The sequence below is a fragment of the Paracoccus aeridis genome, assembly GCF_004923205.2.
Classification (GTDB): Bacteria; Pseudomonadota; Alphaproteobacteria; order Rhodobacterales; family Rhodobacteraceae; genus Paracoccus; species Paracoccus aeridis.
Window position 1 is genome coordinate 94,191 of the sequence record NZ_SELD02000007.1, and the last position, 16,418, is coordinate 110,608.

Here is a 16,418-nt window from a genome sequence, read left to right on the forward strand (position 1 = left end):
TTGACGACGCCGGCGTCCTGATCGCCGGCGTCGTCCTGCGCGAAGATGCTCGTCGTGCCGATGTGGGGCGCCATTATCGGGGTAAGCGGGCAGCTGATGGGGCTCGCCGATGAAGGGCAAGGTGGGCTGGTTCGGGGCCGAATGGTGGAAGCCGCGGACATGATCCGCGGCTTCGCTGCGTCTGGCGTGCACGACCCGCAGGGTCATGCGACAGGGCGGGCCAGAGGATCCGCAGGGATCGCCTCCGGCTGATCCTGGGACGCTGTGGGATCCAGGGCGCCCTCCCACTTGGCGATGACGGCGGCGGCGATGCAGTTGCCGAAGACGTTGGTCGCGGTCCGGCCCATGTCGACGAACTGATCGATTGCCAGCAGCAACGCGACGCCCTCGATCGGCAGGCCGAACACCGGCAGCGTCGCGCCGATGACCACGATGGCGGCCCGCGGCACGCCGGCCACGCCCTTTGAGGTGATCATCATCACCAGCAGCATGGTGAACTGCTGCCAGAAGCTCAGCTCGATCCCCGCCGCCTGGGCGATGAACACGACCGCGAAGGCCAGATACATCATCATCCCGTCGAGGTTGAACGAATAGGCCAGCGGCAGGATCAGGTTGGTGATGCGCGGGGCGACGCCGAAGCGGGTCATCTGCTCGAGGATCTTGGGGTAGGCCGCCTCGCCGCTGCAGGTCGCGAACCCGACGATCAGCGGGGTGCGCATCAGGCCGAGCAGGCGGAAGACCGATCTTCCGAGCACGAGATAGGCTGCGACGAACAGGATGGCCCACAGCAGCAGCATGCCGAGGTAGACGGTGCCGAGGAACTTGGCATAGGTCGTCAGCGGCGCCAGCCCCTGCAGGGTGATCACCGACGCCACCGCCCCGAAAACGCCGAAGGGGGTGAACCACATCACGTAGCCCGTGACCTTCAGCATGACGGCGAAGGCGTCCTCGATGACGTTGATCAACGCCTGGCTGAGCGATGGCCGGATCGCGCTGGCCGCGAGGCCGAAGAACACCGCGAACACCAGGATCGACAGCACGTCGTTTTCCGCCATCGACTTGACGATGCTGCTGGGGATGACGTGGGTGATGAAGTTCGCGAGGCTGAAGGCGGTGGTATCGACCGGCGGCGCGTCGGGCGCGGGCGGCGGCAGGACGACGCCGACGCCCAGCTGCGCGGCGTTCGACAGCGCAAGGCCGATCAGCAGCGAGACCAGCGAGGCGCCGATGAACCAGCCGAACGCGCGCAGGCCCACCCGCCGCACGTCGCCAGCATCGCCGAAGCTGGCGATGCCCGCGACGATGCCGGTGAAGACGAGGGGTGCGATGATCATCTTGATCATCCGCAGGAAAGTCGTGCTGAGCAGCCCGAAGTTCGCCGCCACCGCCTCGGTCTGATCGGGGCCGAGGCTCCGGTTGCACACATACCCCACGACGATGCCTGCGATGACCGCGGCCAGCACGAAATAGCCCAGATTGCTCTGCTTCATTGACGCCCCTCCCAAGGCTGGTGTGGTTGGCGGCGGGCTCAGTTGCCCGCGCCAGTCCCGTTCCACTGCGGCGTCACGTCGGCAAAGGCGCCCTGATAGCCGAACAGGCCGACGCTGCCGCCGGTGTGCAGGAAGACGACGTTCTCGCCCTTCCCGAACTCGCCCTTGCGGCACAGGTCGATCAGGCCCGCCATGCCCTTGCCCGAATAGACCGGGTCCAGCAGCACGCCTTCGGTCCGGGCCAGCAGGGCGACGGCCTCGATCATGCCGTCGGTCGGCAGGCCGTAGCCTTCGCCGACATAGTCGCAATTGGCCCGGACGCTGTCGCGGCTGACCGCGCCGGGGATGCCCAGATGCTCGGCCGTCGCGGCGGCCAGCTTGTAGACGCTGTCTTCCTGCCGTTCCTTGGGCGCGCGCACGCCGATGCCGAGCACCGGGATGCCGCTGCGCATGCCCTCGAGCCCCGCGACGAGGCCCGCCTGTGTGCCGGCGCTGCCCGTGGCATGGACCAGATGGTCGATGCGCAGGCCCATGTCGTTCGCCTGCGCCGTGAGCTCGATCGCGCAATTGACGTAGCCCAGCGCGCCGATGACGTTCGAGCCGCCGCCCGGGATGACATAGGGCTTGCGCCCCTTGGCGCGCAGCTCGTCCGCGACCTCCTCCATCGCGGCGGCCATGTCGGTCGCGCCCGGATAGGTGCGGGTCGGCGCGCCGAGGATGTGGTCCAGAAGGACGTTGCCCGACCGGGTGTAGGCCTCGTCGGTGTAGCCGGTGCGGTCCTCCAGCAGGATCAGGCATTCGAGGCCGGTCTTCGCGGCGGCGGCAGCCGTCTGGCGGGCATGGTTCGACTGCGTCGCGCCCTGGGTAATGACGATGTCGGCGCCCTGTTCCAGCGCGTCGGCGATCAGGAATTCCAGCTTGCGGGTCTTGTTGCCGCCGGTCGCGAGCCCGGTGCAGTCGTCGCGCTTGATCCACAGGTTCGGGCCGCCCAGCGCGGCCGACAGGCGCGGCATCGGCTCCAGCGGGGTGTTCATGTGTCCGATGCGGATGCGGGGAAAACGGGACAGATGCATGGTGCAGGCCTTTTGTCAGGAAGGTTCGATGGGGAAGTTCAGATGCGGGGCAGGGGCAGGGCGCGCGTGGCGTAAAGCACGCAGCGCTCGGCCAGATGGGTGGTGCTGTCGAGGACGGGCACCGCGACCGAAGCGGGGTCGAGGACCAGCGGCACCTCGGTGCAGCCGGCGATGATCATGCCTGCGCCGCGATCTTCCAGATCGCGCGCGAGCGCCGCCATCTGGCCGCGCGCCGTGCCGGACAGATCGCCCAGCTTGATCCGGTAGAGCAGATCCATGAACGCCGCCTGCCGGTCAGGGGTCAGGGTCAGCGGCTCCATCCCGCAGCGCGTCAGCGCGGTCTGATAGAGTGCCGCCTGGATGCAGCCGTCTGCGGCCAGCAGGCCGACCTTGGCGGGGGCCGCGCGGGCCGCCTCGGCCACCGCCTCGTCGATGATGCTGACAAGGGGGATGGTCACCGCGGCGCGGATGTCGGGGGCGAAGGCATGGGCGGTGTTGCAGGCCATCGCCAGGAAATCGGCCCCGGCGTCCTGCAACCCTTTCGCCATGCGCGCCAGCACGGGGCCGGGTCCGTCCGCATCGCTGCGGCCGTTCTCGATCATGGCGCGGATCGCGCGGTTGCGGTCGGGCACCTTGGGATTGCTGTCCAGCAGCACCCGGATGTGGTCCTGCTCGCTTTGCACGGGGGTTGCGGCGATCAGCTTGGCCACGAAATCTATGCCGGCCTGTGGCCCCATCCCGCCCAGAACACCAAGGGTCAGATCCATGTGCGATGTCGATGGTACGTTCATGCGGCGGACGTTAGGGCTGTTCGCGGCGGTACGTCCAATGCTGTTGTCGCCAAAGGTTATTCTGGATCGGCATAGAGTGTGAGGTAAGGGACAGGTGCGATGGAGCTGAAGTGGCTGGAGGATTTCTCGGCGGTCGCCTCGTCGCGCAGCTTTTCGGCTGCGGCCAGGGCCCGGCATGTCACCCAGCCCGCCCTCAGCCGGCGGGTACGCGCGCTCGAGGACTGGTACGGCCAGACCCTGTTCGACCGCAGCACCTATCCGGTGGTGCTGACCGATGCCGGCAGCGCCTTCCTGCCGGTGGCCGAGCAGGTGATCGCCGATCTCTATCGCAGCCGCCGGGCCGCACGGGCTCGGGGGCGGGCGGACGGGGTGGTGCGCTTCGCGATGCCCCATTCCCTCGCGGCAGGGTTCTTTCCCCGCTGGTGGCGCGAGCAGGGGACGGCGGACAGCATCATCCCCTCGGTCGTGGCGGCCGATCTGGACGAATGCATCGCGATCCTGCTGAGCGGCGCGTGCCGCTTTCTGATGCGATACGACCATCCGTCCGCCGCGGCCCATCTGGACGGCTGCGGCATCCGCTCGACCCCGATCGGGGAGGACCGGCTGATTCCGGTCCACGCGCCGTCACTAGCCTGGATCGGCGCGGCGCCGGCTCATGGGGATCCGGCGGTGCCGTTGCTGGGATACCATTCCGGCTCGTTCTTCGGCCGGGTCACGTCCGGTCTGGTGGCCACGCTGGAACGAACCCGTCCGGTGCGCATCGTCTATCAGAGCGCGCTGGTCGAATCGCTGCGGGCCGAGACGCTGCTGGGCGGCGGGCTCGCCTGGCTGCCCGCCCGGCTGGTGGCCGAGGATATCGCCGGGGGCCGCCTGCAGGTCCTGGCCGACGAGTCGCTTGCAACGTCGATGACCATCCTGCTGTGCCAGCCCGAGGGCGCGGACCCGGCCGAGATGGCGTTCGGCGATGGGACGCTCAGCCGGATGGCCGGTCGCCCGCATGTTCCCGTACCATCGCGATGAAGGCGCGGGCCGCTGCGCCGGGCGCGCGGTCGTTGTGGCGCAGCATCGCAAACCAGCGCGGCGCGAAGCTGTAGCCAGCCGTGGCCAGCAAGCCCCGTGCGGTATGCGCGGCCGCAGCCCGCGCCGACACAGCGGTTGCGGCCTTGCCGGACCCCACCGCCGCGAGGCAGGCTTCGTTCGACGGGAGTTCCAGCAGGACGTTGATGGCGCGAGGATCCAGGCCCTGCGCAGCCAGCGCCGCGTCGAAGGCCGCCCGCGTGCCCGACCCCGATTCGCGCAGCACCCAGGCCCCCGCCAGCAGATCGGCCTTCGTCAAGGCCTGGCCCGTGGCCCAGGGGTGATCGGGGCCCACCAGCACCGCCAGGCGGTCGGCCACGAGCGGGCTCACCTCCAGCACCGGGCTGTGGACCAGCCCTTCGACCAGCCCCAGATCGGCGTCGCCCGAAATGACCGCTTGCGCGACCGTAGCCGTGTTGCCGTCGGCAAAGCTCAACGACACCTCGGGATGGCGGCTGCGGAAGGCGACCAGGACGGGCGGCAGGAAATAGCTCGCCACCGTCTGGCTGGCCTGCACCCGCAGCGGGCCGGCAATGCGCCCGGAGCAGTCGTTCAGCGCGGCTTCTGCGGCTGCGACCTGCCGCAGGATGGCCTGCGCGTGATCCATCAGCGCGGTCCCGGCCTGCGTGATCTCGATCCGTCGGCCGACGCGGTGAAACAGGGTGACACCGTGACGGGTCTCCAGCGCCGCGATGGCGGCGCTGACCGCCGACTGCGACAGCCCGAGCGTTTCGGCGGCGCGGGTCACATGGCTGACCCTGGCGACCGCCAGGAAGATGCGCAGCTGTTCGAGCGTCATCCAATCGAATTTAGCGATTGAATTCCACAATGCAATTCATTGGACCGAACAGTCTGTCTGCGCTTATCGGCAGTGCAGCCGAGAAAGGTTGTCTGCCATGCCCGCGTCCGCCCGTGCCGATGTTCTTCGCCCTATCCAGTTCGGGGAAATCGTTCCCGGCCTGGCTCTTGCCGGCGGGATCGCGGTCGCCGCGACCATCCTGAGGCTGGCGACAGGGTCGCCTATCCTCAGCCCGATGCTCGTGTCGGTGTTCGCGGGCATCGCCATTCGCCTGTCGTTGCGCCCTGGGTCCAGCTTCACGCCGGGGCTGCGCTTCGCCGCGCGGCCGGTATTGCGCCTGGGGATCATCCTGCTGGGGCTGCAGGTGACCTTGTCGGCGATCATCGGGATCGGTGTCGCGCCGTTCCTTGTTGCCGCCCTGACGCTGTCGGGTACCTACGTGGCCATCGTCGCGCTGGGCCGGGCCATGGGCGTGCCGCAGCCCTTGACGCGGCTGATCGCGGCCGGCACCTCGGTCTGCGGGGCGTCCGCCATCGTGGCAGCCAACTCGGTCGCGCAGGCCGACGAGGAGGATGTGGGCTACGCCGTAGCCTGCGTGACGCTGTTCGGCACTATCGCGATGATCACCTTTCCGCTGCTGGCCGGCCCGCTGGGCCTTTCGTCTGCCGCGTTCGGGGTCTGGACCGGCGCCGGCATCCACGAGGTCGCCCAGGTCACGGCCGCCGCCTTCCAGATGGGCGCGGACGCCGGGCAGGTCGGCACGCTGACCAAGCTGATCCGCGTCATCCTGCTGGCCCCTCTGGTCATCACGATCGCCGGCCTCGCCCGCAGCGGCGATGCGTCAGGCAGAGCAGCCCGTACGCCGTTTCCCTGGTTCGTGATCTGGTTCCTGGTGATGATCGGATTGAACAGCACCGGCATCGTGCCCGATCAGCTGCGGCAGCAGGCTTCGATCGGGTCGACGCTGTGCATGGCGACCGGCCTTGCCGCGATGGGACTTGCCATGGACCTGCGGCAGCTGAGGAACCGCGGTCTGCGGCCGTTTCTGCTGGGGCTCTGCGGAACGCTGATCGTCTCGGCCCTGTCCCTCGGGCTGGTGACGGCGGTCATGTGACCGTCGCTCCGGGGATGGAGCGGGTTCCTCAGCGGCTTGCCCGTGCCCGATCGACCGGGGCTGCTGCCCGCCGCGGCTGAACGCAACCACCGCGGCGCAGCCTGCCGGAGAGGCCAGCGCAATCCGGCCGGACTGCGCGGCCGCGCCAACCGCGAGCAGCCAGCCCCCGTTACCGACCCGGCTAGCTTGGGCGACATAGATCACCGAGGTGTTCAGGACGTTCTATGCGCCCGAAAGCATCGGCCCTGACGGTTCAGGCGCGCCTGCTGCGTGGCACTGCCGGAAACGAAAGCAAGGCCGACCAGCGAAGCTCCGACGGTCATCGCGGCCGTCGCGCCTGCGCCGACGCGCCAGCACCGCACCCGCCATCGCAGAGGCCAGCGCCAGCCGAAGGGGTGCGACGAGGCCCGATCACCAGTGCCAGTTGCGTGGCGGCCGATCGCAGCACATCCGCAAGGCCAACGCCAATGAACTCGCAGATTTGAAGGCAACGGTCTTCGTGAACGCCGCCTGACTCTCTCACCCGGACGTCAAGTCCTATGCGCCGTACGTGAAGCACGTCGTTCGGGCCAACGTGACGGAGATCAGCTTTAGCTGCGCCGAGGTAGCCCGCCGGGCTTGCGGTGTCCGCCCGGCCGTTGAAGCGTGGAATAGTGCCGAACGAAAATCCGACGGAAACAATCTTTTCTGAGATGAATGGCAGCCCGTAGGGGAGTCGAACCCCTCTTTTCAGGTTGAAAACCTGACGTCCTAACCGATAGACGAACGGGCCATCCAAGTCGTCCGCGCGGCGCTGCCCCGCGGCGTGGAGCGGTGTTTAGGTCAGGGCCGCGGGGGGCGCAAGCAGAAAAATGCGTGCCCGACGCGCTTTTCGCATCATGCCTCCGCCGCGTCGTCGAGGCGCAGGCGCAGCCGCTGGCGGCCGCCCCAGACTGACAGCTCCAGCTTGCCGGCAAGGTGGAAGCGGTGGCCCTGCGCGCCCATCAGCGCGGGGCCCAGCGGCCCGGCCATCGCGCCCCAGGCGACCGCATCGACGGGCGCCGCGCCGGGGCTGCGGAAGCGCAGGCGCAGGTGGCCGTCGCCCATGGTCGAGACGCTGTCCACCAGCTGGTCGGCGAACGCGAATCGCGGGGCAGGGGCGGCGGCGCCGAAGGGGCCGGCACGGTCCAGCATCTCCATCAGCTCGACCGTGGCCCCGGCCGGGTCGAGAAGGCCCGAGATCCGCAGGCCGTCCGACGCCTGGGCCTCGCCCGCCTGCCGGGCGACCAGTTCCGACAGGCGCGCCATCGCGGCCGGGATCGCATCCGCGGCCACGGTCAGGCCCGCGGCCATCGCGTGCCCGCCGCCCTTCTCGATCAGTCCTTCGGCCATCAGCCGCTGCATGGCGCGGCCGATGTCGACGCCCGACACCGAGCGGGCCGAGCCCTTGCCGACGCCGCCCTGCACGCCGATCACGACCGAGGGGCGGCGCGTCGCTTCCTTCACGCGCGCGGCCACGATGCCGACGACGCCCGGGTGCCAGCCTTCGCCCGCGGCCCAGGCGAGCGCGGGATCTCCCCGCGCCTCGACCTGCGCCAGCGCCTCGTCGCGAAGCCCCGCCTCGATCGCGCGGCGGTCGCGGTTGAAATCGTCGAGCTGCGCCGCCATGCGCGCCGCCTCGGCCGGGTCGGCGCAGGACAGGCAGCGGGCGCCGAGGTCGGCCCGCCCCACGCGCCCGCCCGCGTTGATGCGGGGGCCGAGCAGGAAGCCGAGGTGGAACGCCGTCGGCAGCGTGTCGAGCCGCGCGACGTCGGACAGCGCGACCAGGCCCGGCCGCTGCCGCCGTGCCATGATCGCAAGCCCCTGCCGCACGAAGGCGCGGTTGACGCCGACCAGCGGCGCCACGTCCGCGACCGTCGCCAGCGCCACGAGGTCGAGATGCGAGATCAGGTCCGGCTCGGGCCGGCCGGCCGCGCGCAGGACGCGGTTGCACTGGACCAGCGTCAGGAACACGACGCCCGCCGCGCACAGGTAGCCGAGCGCGCCGTCCTCGTCCGCGCGGTTGGGGTTCACCACCGCGAGCGCGGGCGGCAGCGTCTCGCCGCCCTGGTGATGATCCAGCACGATCACGTCGGCGCGGCCTTCCGCGGCCGCGAGCGCATCGTGGCTGAGCGTGCCGCAGTCCACGCACACGATCAGGTTGTGAGCGGCTGCGAGGGTCGCGATGGCGGGGGCGTTGGGGCCGTAGCCTTCGTCGATGCGGTCGGGGACATAAAGCGTGGCGTCGCGCCCGAGCGCGCGCAGCCAGCCGATCAGCAGCGCGGCGGAGGCGCCGCCGTCCACGTCGTAGTCGGCGAAGACGGCGATGCGCTGGCCGCTCAGCGCCGCCGCGACGATGCGTTCGGCGGCGGCCCCCATGTCGCGCAGGCGCAGCGGGTCGGGGAGAAGGTCGCGCAGGCGCGGCTCCAGGTGGCCCGCGGCGGCGTCGTGGTCGACGCCGCGCTCGGCCAGCACGCGCGCGATCGGCAGGGGCAGGGCGGAAAGCTGGGCCAGCCCCTCGGCCCGGCGTTCGAGGTCGGGGGCGGGGCCGATCCAGCGGCGGCCGCCCAGCGAGCGCGCGACGCCGAGGAACGGCCGCGGCGAGGGATCATCGAAGGACATGGGGTTACTTGCGGCAGCCGCGCGGCGCTTGCAAGGGCGGGTCACCCGGACGGGCGGTCGGAGGCGCCCGGCCGCCGCGAGGGACGGCCGGGCGGGAAGATCAGGCCCGCTTGACCGGGTTGCGGTAGAACATCCGCCGGACCGAACCGGTCTTGGACCGCATCAGGATCGTCTCGGTCTCGATGAATGTGGGCTCGCGGCGCAGGCCGCGCACGATCGACCCGTTGGTGACGCCGGTGGCCGAGAAGATCACGTCGGCCGTCACCATCTCGTCGCGGGTGTAGATGCGGTTCAGGTCGGTGATGCCGGCCTTGGCGGCGCGGCCGCGTTCGTCGTCGTTGCGGAACATCAGGCGGCCCCACATCTGCCCGCCCATGCATTTCAGCGCGGCCGCGGCCAGCACCCCCTCGGGCGCGCCGCCCGAGCCCATGTACATGTCGATGCCGGTGATCTCGGCCTCGGCCACGTGGATCACCCCGGCGACGTCGCCGTCGGTGATGAGCCGGATCGCGGCGCCGGTGGACCGGACCTCGGCGATCATCTCCTCGTGGCGCGGGCGCTCGAGGATGCAGACGGTGATGTCCTCGGGCGTGACGCCGCCCGCGCTGGCCAGCGCGCGCACGCGCTCGGCGGGCGACATGTCGAGGCTGACCACGTTCTGCGGATATCCCGGCCCGACGGCCAGCTTGTCCATGTAGACGTCGGGTGCGTGCAGAAGCGTCCCGCGCGGGGCCATCGCGATGACGGTCAGCGCGTTCGGCATGTCCTTGGCGGTCAGCGTCGTGCCCTCGAGCGGATCGAGCGCGATGTCGACCTCGGGGCCGTTGCCGGTGCCGACTTCCTCGCCGATGAACAGCATCGGCGCCTCGTCGCGCTCGCCCTCGCCGATCACGACCGTGCCCTTGATGTCGAGCAGGTTGAGCTGGTCGCGCATGGCGTTGACCGCAGCCTGGTCGGCCGCCTTTTCGTCGCCGCGGCCGATCAGCTTGGCCGACGCATGGGCCGCCGCCTCGCTCACGCGGGCAAGGCCGAGGGAAAGCATGCGGTCGTTGAAGTCGTTGGTCGGCGCCATGTCTGGGATCCTCGGCTGGCTTGCAATTGCCCCGGCTTCTAGGGCGGGGTCGGCCACGGGGCAAGACTGGGGGCGCTAACGGCCCGGCGCTTCGCTACTCTGCCGCCAGTTCCAGCGCGAGCGCATGGATGCGGGGCACGATGTCGCCCAGCGTCTGGTGGACCAGCCGGTGCTGCGCCACCCGGCCCATCCCGGCGAACCGCGGCGACGCCATGCGGACGCGGAAATGCGTCTGGCCACCCTCGCGCCAGCCCCCATGGCCGCGGTGCTGTTCGCTTTCGTCCACGACCTCGAGCCGGGACGGGTCCAGCACGGCCAGCCGTTCGGCCATCTCGTCGGCGATGCTTTGCGCCAATCCGGTCTCTCCCCTTACAATGCCGCGCAAATGCCTTACACTTCCGGTCCCGAGTCGGAAAGCAGGCCACGACATGACCAACAACGACCCGTTCGGCTTCGACATCTCGGCCGCTTCCGACAAGAAGCGCCGCACGAAGGGGCGCCGTGGCATGTCCGGCGCATTCGAGACGTCGACCCGCAGATGCGACAAGGAAGGCTGTTCCGAGCCGGGCCAGTACCGCGCGCCGAAATCCCCGCGCGCCCTCGATGACTACTACTGGTTCTGCAAGGAACACGTGCGCGAATACAACCTGAACTGGAACTATTTCCAGGGCCAGTCCGAGGCGGAGTTCCAGCAGTTCCTGGACAACGCGACGGTCTGGGAACGCCCCACCAAGCCCTTCGGCAAGGCGCAGGAACAGGCGTGGGCGCGCCACGGGGTAAGCGACCCGCTCGAGATCTTGGGCGCCAACGGCACCGCGCCCGAGGCACGGGCGAAGATGTCGCGGAAGCTTCCCCCGACCGAGCGTCGCGCGCTGGAGATCCTCGAGGCGCGGGACACCTGGACGAAGATCGAGATCCGCAAGCAATACAAGTCGCTGGTGAAGGATCTTCACCCCGACATGAACGGCGGCGACCGGTCGGACGAAGAGCGGTTGCAGCAGGTCGTCTGGGCCTGGGACCAGATCAAGGACAGCCGCAGCTTCCGCGACGAGTGAGCCGAGGACGCCGCGCTTTCCAGGCGCGGCGTCGGGGTTCGCTTCGTCGGATCAGACCGCCGATTTCAGCTTGTCGACGAGATCGACCCGTTCCCAGCTGAAGCCGCCATCCGCCTCGGGCGCGCGGCCGAAATGGCCGTAGGCCGCGGTGCGGCGATAGATCGGGCGGCACAGGTCCAGATGCTTGCGGATGCCAAGCGGCGTGAGGTCCATCACCTCTGCCAGCGCGCGCTCGATCTCGGCCTCGGGGACGACGCCGGTGCCGAAGGTATCGGCATAGATCGACAGCGGCTTGGCCACGCCGATCGCGTAGCTCAGCTGGATCACGCAGCGCCGCGCGAGGCCGGCGGCCACCACGTTCTTGGCGAGGTAGCGCGCGACGTAGGCGGCCGAGCGGTCCACCTTGGTCGGGTCCTTGCCCGAGAACGCGCCGCCGCCATGCGGTGCCGCGCCGCCGTAGGTGTCCACGATGATCTTGCGCCCGGTGAGGCCCGCATCCCCGTCGGGGCCGCCGATGACGAAGGTCCCGGTCGGGTTGACGTGCCACACGGTGTTTTCCGTCAGCCAGCCCTGCGGCAGCACCTCGCGGACATAGGGTTCCACGATGGCGCGGATGTCGTCCGACGTCTGCGCCTCGTCCTTGTGCTGGTGGCTCACGACGATCTGCGTGACCTCGACGGGCTTGCCGTCCTCGTAGCGGACCGACAGCTGCGACTTCGCGTCGGGACCGAGCGTCGGCTCGGCGCCGGACTTCCGCGCCTCGGCCAGGCGGCGCAGGATCGCCTGGGCATACTGGATCGGCGCGGGCATCAGCTCGTCCGTCTCGTCGACGGCATAGCCGAACATGATCCCTTGGTCGCCGGCGCCGTCACGGTCAACGCCTTGGGCGATGTGGGCGGACTGCTCGTGCAGGAAGTTCATCACGTGGCAGGTGTTCCAGTGGAACTTGTCCTGCTCGTAGCCGATGTCCTTGATGACGCCGCGGGCGATTTCGCCGATGCTGCCCATGTAGTGCGTCAGCCGCGCCTTGTCCCGCAGGCCGATCTCGCCGCCGATCACCACCATGCCGGTCGTGGCGAAGGTCTCGCACGCGACGCGCGCCTCGGGCTCCTCTTTCAGCAGGGCGTCGAGGATGGCGTCCGAGATCTGGTCGCACAGCTTGTCGGGATGCCCTTCGGACACGGATTCCGAGGTGAAGACATAATTCTTGCGGGACATGGGTTGCTCCATTGGGGTTGACCCGCCACGCCAGGAAGCCGTTGTGGGGGCGATTAGCCCGCTTAGGGCAGCCGCACGGCCGGGTCAACCGTCGGCTGCGCGGCGCGATCGCGCGGGCGGCGGCGACGCGCGCCGAGCCACGCAAGCGCCGCCAGGATCGCCGCGACCGCCGGCCAGTCGCCGAGCCGCCACCAGAGCGTGGGCGGCAGCGCGCCGGGCAGGGCCGCGTCGAGGAACCCGGCCTCGTTCAGCGCGAGCTGCCGGCGCACCGTGCCGCGCGCGTCGATGGCGGCCGACACCCCGGTGTTTGCCGCCCGCATCAAGGGCAGGCCGGACTCGATCGCCCGCAGCCGCGCCTGCGCGAGATGCTGGTAGGGGCCGGAGAAGCTGCCGAACCAGGCGTCGTTCGTGACCTGCAGAAGCCACGCGGGCCGGACGCCCGCCTGCCGCAGGTGGCGCGAGAACACCGCCTCGTAGCAGATCAGCGGCATGACGGGCGGCAGGCCCGCGAGCGTCATCACCCGCGCGCCGGGCCCGGCGGCATAGCCGAAGCCCTGCTGCGCGGCGAAGGCGCTGACGCCGAAGCGGGCCATCAGGTCACCCCACGGGATGTATTCGCCGAAGGGAACCAGGTGAAACTTGTCGTAGACCTGGCCCAGCCGCGCGTCCCCGGTGAACTCGGCGAGGCTGTTGAACCACAGCCCGCCTTCGCCTCGCTGGATGCCGGCAAGGACCGGGGCGCCGGCGGCGGAGGTGATCGCGTGCAGCAACTCCGGGGCCTGGTCCAGCAGGAACGGCGCCGCCGTTTCCGGCCAGACGACGGCCGAGACGCGGTGCCCTGCCGGGGCCGCCGACAGTTGCAGCAGGCGGTCGTAGAAGACCGGCGCCCATTCGGGATCCCACTTGCGGGTCTGGTCGGCGTTCGGCTGGACCAGCCGGATGACCGGCCCCGCGTCGGGCGGCATCGGCGCGTTCAGCCGCGCGAGGCCCGCAAACCATGCCGCCCCGACCAGCGCGGCGGACAGCGGCAGACCCTTGGCGATCGCGGTGGACAGGCGGCGGTCGCGGGCGGCCCAGGCGGGCAGGGCGGCGGCGGCCATCGTCAGCGCGGACAATCCGACCGCGCCGATCCACGCGGCGGCCTGCCCGGCGGGCGTGTCGATCCAGACGTGACCCGTCAGTGCCCAGGGCAGGCCGGTGAACAGCCAGCCTCGGATCCAGTCGGACAGCGCTAGTGCGGCCGCAACGGCCAGCGCCCTGTCGCGAGCGCCGCCTGCAAGCCGCCACGCAGCCCAAGACGGAATGGCCCAGAACAGCGCCCCGCCGAGCGCCATGAGAACGAGCGCGAAGGGCGCCATCCAGCCGTAGATCTCGGGCTCAACGAGGAACGGTTCGATGATCCACAGCATCGCGAGCCCGAAGTAGCCGGCCCCGGCCGCAAGCGCGCGCCAGAAGGCGCGGCGGCCGGTAGCGGCATCGCCCACGCGCCAGACGACCACCGCAAGGCCCAGAAGCGAAAGGGGCCAGAGACCCCACGGTGCCTGCCCCAGCGCGGCCGCAAGACCCGCGCAGACGTCGATGAGGAAGCCGCCATGCCGCCGGACGCGGCCCGCAAGGTGCCGGGTCGCGACCGGGCCCGGCATGTCGGGCCCGGTCGGAAGCGCGGTTGGCCCGCCCCCCTTGGCCCGCAAAGGGCGAAGCGCCACGAGGCTGTCCGTCAGCCCTGCGGCTGGAGGTCGGACGCCTCTCCGGCCGTGGCGGTGGTGTCCTGCGAGGGCGTCGCCGCGGACTCCGGAGCATTTCCAACCACTTCCGCGTCTTTCTTCTTGCGGCTTCGCGTCGCGCGCTTGCGGGCCGGGGCCTTCGCCTCGCCTGCCTCCGCCTCGCCTTCCCCGGCCGGCGCCTCGGTGCCGGGCTGATCCACCGCGGGCGTCTTGCGCGCGCGCGTGCGTCGCTTGGGCGCGGGCTTTTCGGCAGGTTCCGCAGCCGCCTCGGCCGCCGGCGCGTCAACTTCCGTGGTGGCTTCCGGTGCCGGGTCTGCACCGGCCGTCACCGTCCCGGCCGGCGCGTCGGCTGACGTCTCGACCCCGGCGTCATCCGAAGGCTTTTCAGCCTTCGCGCGCGAACGGCGGCGGGCCGGCTTCTTCGGCTCGGCCGGCTTCTGTTCCGCGGCGTCCAGCGCTTCGCGCTTCTGCTTCTCCGCGTTCTGTCCCTCGGCGCTGTCCTCGACGGAGGCGGGCGTCGTGATCGGCTCGGCGACCTGCGCGGCGACCGGCGTCTCGTCGAGCTGGCGGTCGTCGGCGCGCGCCTCCTCGGACGCGGGCAGGTCGGAGGAGGGTTGCGCGGCCTCTGCGCTGCGGAAGCTCGTCAGCATGAAGTCCGGGACATGGTCGCCCAGCCCCATCACCGCCGGGCCGCGGTCGCGCTCGCGGTAGCGATCGCGGCGGTCGTCGCGGTTCCGGTCACCCCGGCCTTCGCCCCGGTCATCGCGCCGCTCCTCACCCCGACCTTCGCCTCGGTCGTCGCGGCGGCCGTTGCGCGGGTTGTCGTTGCGATCCTCGCGGCGTTCGTCACGGCGATCCTCACGGCGGTCATCGCGGCGGCCACCCTGCTCGCCACCGCTTCGACCCTCGCCGGACCCGCCACGGCGACGGTCGCCGCGCGAGGATCGGGTCTCGGGCAGGTCCACGCGGCCGCCTTCGGTCACCGTCTCGATGGCGGGGGGCAGGCCGTTGTCGTCGCCCGCGGCCGCGCGGACGCGGGGCCGTTCCTCGCGGACCTCGTCGCGCGCTGCATCGTCGCGGCGCGGCTCGCTCCTGCGCGACCGGGTGCGGCTGCGCCCGCCTGCTGATGCGCCGCGGCCGGCGTCGCGCGGTTCGCGCGGCGCTTTCTGCGCGTCGTCGCTGAGCGAGAACCCCTCGGGCAGGGCCGCGCGCGGAAGCGACTGCTTCACCAGCGATTCGATGGCGGACAGGTACTTGTCGTCCGCAGGGGTCGCGATCGAGATGGCGGTCCCCAGCCGACCGGCCCGGCCCGTGCGGCCGATGCGGTGGACATAATCCTCGGCATGGCTGGGCAGGTCGAAGTTGAACACGTGGCTGACGGCCGGGATGTCCAGACCGCGCGCGGCCACGTCCGACGCGATCAGGAACCGCAGCGTCCCGTCGCGGAACCCGTCCAGCGTCGCCATGCGCTGGCGCTGTTCCAGGTCGCCGTGGATCGGGGCCGCGTCGTACCCGTGCGCCTTGAGCGACTTGGCGACGATGTCGACTTCGGTCTTGCGATTGCAGAAGACGATCGCGTTCTTGAGCGCGTCCCCCTCGGCGTCGATCAGCGCGCGCAGCAGCTCGCGCTTCTGCTTGGCGGTCTGGTCCTTCCGGGTGGGGGTCAGCTCGACCAGCTTCTGGGTGATCGTCTCGCTGGTGGTGGCCTGGCGCGCGACCTCGATCCGCACGGGGGCGTGCAGGAAGGTGTTGGTGATCCGCTCGATCTCGGGCGCCATGGTGGCCGAGAAGAACAGCGTCTGGCGCGAGAACGGCGTCAGCTGGAAGATCCGCTCGATGTCGGGGATGAACCCCATGTCGAGCATGCGGTCAGCCTCGTCCACCACCATGATCTGGACGCCCTGCAGCAGCAGGTTGCCGCGTTCGAAGTGGTCCAGAAGGCGGCCCGGTGTCGCGATCAGCACGTCGACGCCGCGGTCGATCAGCTGTTCCTGGTCGCGCATCGACACGCCGCCGATCAGCAGCGCCTTGGTCAGCCGCGTGTGCCTGGCGTAGATGTCGAAGTTCTCGGCCACCTGGGCGGCGAGTTCGCGCGTCGGGCACAGGACCAGGCTGCGCGGCATCCGCGCGCGGGCGCGGCCGCGGCCCAGAAGCGTGATCATCGGCAGCGTGAAACTTGCCGTCTTGCCGGTGCCGGTCTGGGCGATGCCGAGGACGTCGCGGCCTTCCAGCGCGGGCGGAATCGCGCCTTCCTGGATCGGGGTGGGCGTCGTGTAGCCGGCCTCGTCGATGGCCTTGAGCACCTTGGGGTCGAGCTTTAGGTCGGAAAACTGGGTCATTCAGGGGCTTTCGTGATGGAAGTGTC

13 protein-coding genes, 1 tRNA gene and 1 riboswitch are annotated in these 16,418 nt (G+C 70.4%); of the genes, 3 read left to right on the plus strand and 11 right to left on the minus strand.

The features are described from left to right. Positions 1 to 203 precede the first annotated feature (203 nt). From ELI80_RS04165 to cuyB, 3 genes are read right to left on the minus strand one after another with little or no spacing between them, the layout of a single operon-like run. Entirely contained in the window at positions 204 to 1,490 is a 1,287-nt protein-coding gene (locus tag ELI80_RS04165; protein ID WP_136649763.1) for a dicarboxylate/amino acid:cation symporter, read from the minus strand. Positions 1,491 to 1,528: 38 nt separating this feature from the next. Continuing rightward, positions 1,529 to 2,563 (minus strand): D-cysteate sulfo-lyase, encoded by a 1,035-nt coding sequence (gene cuyA, locus ELI80_RS04170; RefSeq protein WP_136649764.1) that lies wholly within the window; start codon positions 2,561 to 2,563, stop codon positions 1,529 to 1,531. A 38-nt stretch (positions 2,564 to 2,601) separates the two neighbouring features. Continuing rightward, positions 2,602 to 3,330, minus strand: a complete 729-nt coding sequence (cuyB, locus tag ELI80_RS04175) for a cysteate racemase (protein ID WP_136649765.1) — start codon at positions 3,328 to 3,330, stop codon at positions 2,602 to 2,604. A gap of 123 nt (positions 3,331 to 3,453) precedes the next feature. On the opposite strand from cuyB, the gene ELI80_RS04180 reads away from it, so the two are divergent. Next, positions 3,454 to 4,374 (plus strand): LysR family transcriptional regulator, encoded by a 921-nt coding sequence (locus ELI80_RS04180; protein WP_136649766.1) that lies wholly within the window; start codon positions 3,454 to 3,456, stop codon positions 4,372 to 4,374. Here the strand turns inward: ELI80_RS04180 and ELI80_RS04185 are convergent. Beyond that, entirely contained in the window at positions 4,328 to 5,230 is a 903-nt protein-coding gene (locus ELI80_RS04185; RefSeq protein ID WP_136649767.1) for a LysR family transcriptional regulator, read from the minus strand. The genes ELI80_RS04180 and ELI80_RS04185 overlap by 47 nt on opposite strands. Before the next feature lie 97 nt (positions 5,231 to 5,327). On the opposite strand from ELI80_RS04185, the gene ELI80_RS04190 reads away from it, so the two are divergent. Beyond that, the gene (locus ELI80_RS04190) at positions 5,328 to 6,344 is read left to right on the plus strand and encodes a YeiH family protein (RefSeq protein ID WP_161596422.1); all 1,017 of its coding nucleotides are present in this window, start codon (positions 5,328 to 5,330) and stop codon (positions 6,342 to 6,344) included. 697 nt (positions 6,345 to 7,041) lie between these two features. Here the strand turns inward: ELI80_RS04190 and ELI80_RS04195 are convergent. The 4 genes from ELI80_RS04195 to ELI80_RS04210 form a co-directional block, all read right to left on the minus strand. After that, positions 7,042 to 7,116, minus strand: a tRNA-Glu gene (locus tag ELI80_RS04195). A 104-nt stretch (positions 7,117 to 7,220) separates the two neighbouring features. Then, positions 7,221 to 8,984 carry a single-stranded-DNA-specific exonuclease RecJ gene (gene recJ / locus ELI80_RS04200; protein WP_136649769.1) on the minus strand — a complete coding sequence of 588 codons (1,764 nt, stop codon included), beginning with the start codon at positions 8,982 to 8,984 and terminating at the stop codon, positions 7,221 to 7,223. A 100-nt stretch (positions 8,985 to 9,084) separates the two neighbouring features. Beyond that, complete coding sequence (gene glpX, locus ELI80_RS04205) at positions 9,085 to 10,056, minus strand: class II fructose-bisphosphatase (protein ID WP_136649770.1); 972 nt, start codon at positions 10,054 to 10,056, stop codon at positions 9,085 to 9,087. 94 nt (positions 10,057 to 10,150) lie between these two features. Further along, positions 10,151 to 10,387: a BolA family protein gene (locus ELI80_RS04210; RefSeq protein ID WP_136649794.1), complete on the minus strand. Its 237-nt coding sequence runs from the start codon at positions 10,385 to 10,387 to the stop codon at positions 10,151 to 10,153. A gap of 97 nt (positions 10,388 to 10,484) precedes the next feature. On the opposite strand from ELI80_RS04210, the gene ELI80_RS04215 reads away from it, so the two are divergent. Next, positions 10,485 to 11,111 (plus strand): DnaJ domain-containing protein, encoded by a 627-nt coding sequence (locus ELI80_RS04215; RefSeq protein ID WP_136649771.1) that lies wholly within the window; start codon positions 10,485 to 10,487, stop codon positions 11,109 to 11,111. Positions 11,112 to 11,162: 51 nt separating this feature from the next. Here ELI80_RS04215 and metK read toward each other — a convergent pair whose 3' ends face one another. From metK to ELI80_RS16560, 3 genes are all read right to left on the minus strand, one after another. After that, positions 11,163 to 12,329: a methionine adenosyltransferase gene (metK, locus tag ELI80_RS04220; RefSeq protein WP_136649772.1), complete on the minus strand. Its 1,167-nt coding sequence runs from the start codon at positions 12,327 to 12,329 to the stop codon at positions 11,163 to 11,165. A 4-nt stretch (positions 12,330 to 12,333) separates the two neighbouring features. Next, positions 12,334 to 12,382, minus strand: a riboswitch (SAM-SAH riboswitch). 9 nt (positions 12,383 to 12,391) lie between these two features. Next, positions 12,392 to 13,972 carry an apolipoprotein N-acyltransferase gene (gene lnt / locus ELI80_RS04225; RefSeq protein ID WP_136649773.1) on the minus strand — a complete coding sequence of 527 codons (1,581 nt, stop codon included), beginning with the start codon at positions 13,970 to 13,972 and terminating at the stop codon, positions 12,392 to 12,394. Between the two features lie 74 nt (positions 13,973 to 14,046). Then, complete coding sequence (locus ELI80_RS16560) at positions 14,047 to 16,392, minus strand: DEAD/DEAH box helicase (RefSeq protein ID WP_136649774.1); 2,346 nt, start codon at positions 16,390 to 16,392, stop codon at positions 14,047 to 14,049. Between the last annotated feature and the right edge of the window lie 26 nt (positions 16,393 to 16,418).

What these genes read in the sequence shown, in the direction of transcription:
- ELI80_RS04165 (WP_136649763.1), bottom strand. Translation starts at nt 1,490, where the DNA reads ATGAAGCAGAGCAATCTGGGCTATTTCGTGCTGGCCGCGGTCATCGCA.
- cuyA (WP_136649764.1), bottom strand. Translation starts at nt 2,563, where the DNA reads ATGCATCTGTCCCGTTTTCCCCGCATCCGCATCGGACACATGAACACC.
- cuyB (WP_136649765.1), bottom strand. Translation starts at nt 3,330, where the DNA reads ATGGATCTGACCCTTGGTGTTCTGGGCGGGATGGGGCCACAGGCCGGC.
- ELI80_RS04180 (WP_136649766.1), top strand. Translation starts at nt 3,454, where the DNA reads ATGGAGCTGAAGTGGCTGGAGGATTTCTCGGCGGTCGCCTCGTCGCGC.
- ELI80_RS04185 (WP_136649767.1), bottom strand. Translation starts at nt 5,230, where the DNA reads ATGACGCTCGAACAGCTGCGCATCTTCCTGGCGGTCGCCAGGGTCAGC.
- ELI80_RS04190 (WP_161596422.1), top strand. Translation starts at nt 5,328, where the DNA reads ATGCCCGCGTCCGCCCGTGCCGATGTTCTTCGCCCTATCCAGTTCGGG.
- recJ (WP_136649769.1), bottom strand. Translation starts at nt 8,984, where the DNA reads ATGTCCTTCGATGATCCCTCGCCGCGGCCGTTCCTCGGCGTCGCGCGC.
- glpX (WP_136649770.1), bottom strand. Translation starts at nt 10,056, where the DNA reads ATGGCGCCGACCAACGACTTCAACGACCGCATGCTTTCCCTCGGCCTT.
- ELI80_RS04210 (WP_136649794.1), bottom strand. Translation starts at nt 10,387, where the DNA reads ATGGCCGAACGGCTGGCCGTGCTGGACCCGTCCCGGCTCGAGGTCGTG.
- ELI80_RS04215 (WP_136649771.1), top strand. Translation starts at nt 10,485, where the DNA reads ATGACCAACAACGACCCGTTCGGCTTCGACATCTCGGCCGCTTCCGAC.
- metK (WP_136649772.1), bottom strand. Translation starts at nt 12,329, where the DNA reads ATGTCCCGCAAGAATTATGTCTTCACCTCGGAATCCGTGTCCGAAGGG.
- lnt (WP_136649773.1), bottom strand. Translation starts at nt 13,972, where the DNA reads ATGCCGGGCCCGGTCGCGACCCGGCACCTTGCGGGCCGCGTCCGGCGG.
- ELI80_RS16560 (WP_136649774.1), bottom strand. Translation starts at nt 16,392, where the DNA reads ATGACCCAGTTTTCCGACCTAAAGCTCGACCCCAAGGTGCTCAAGGCC.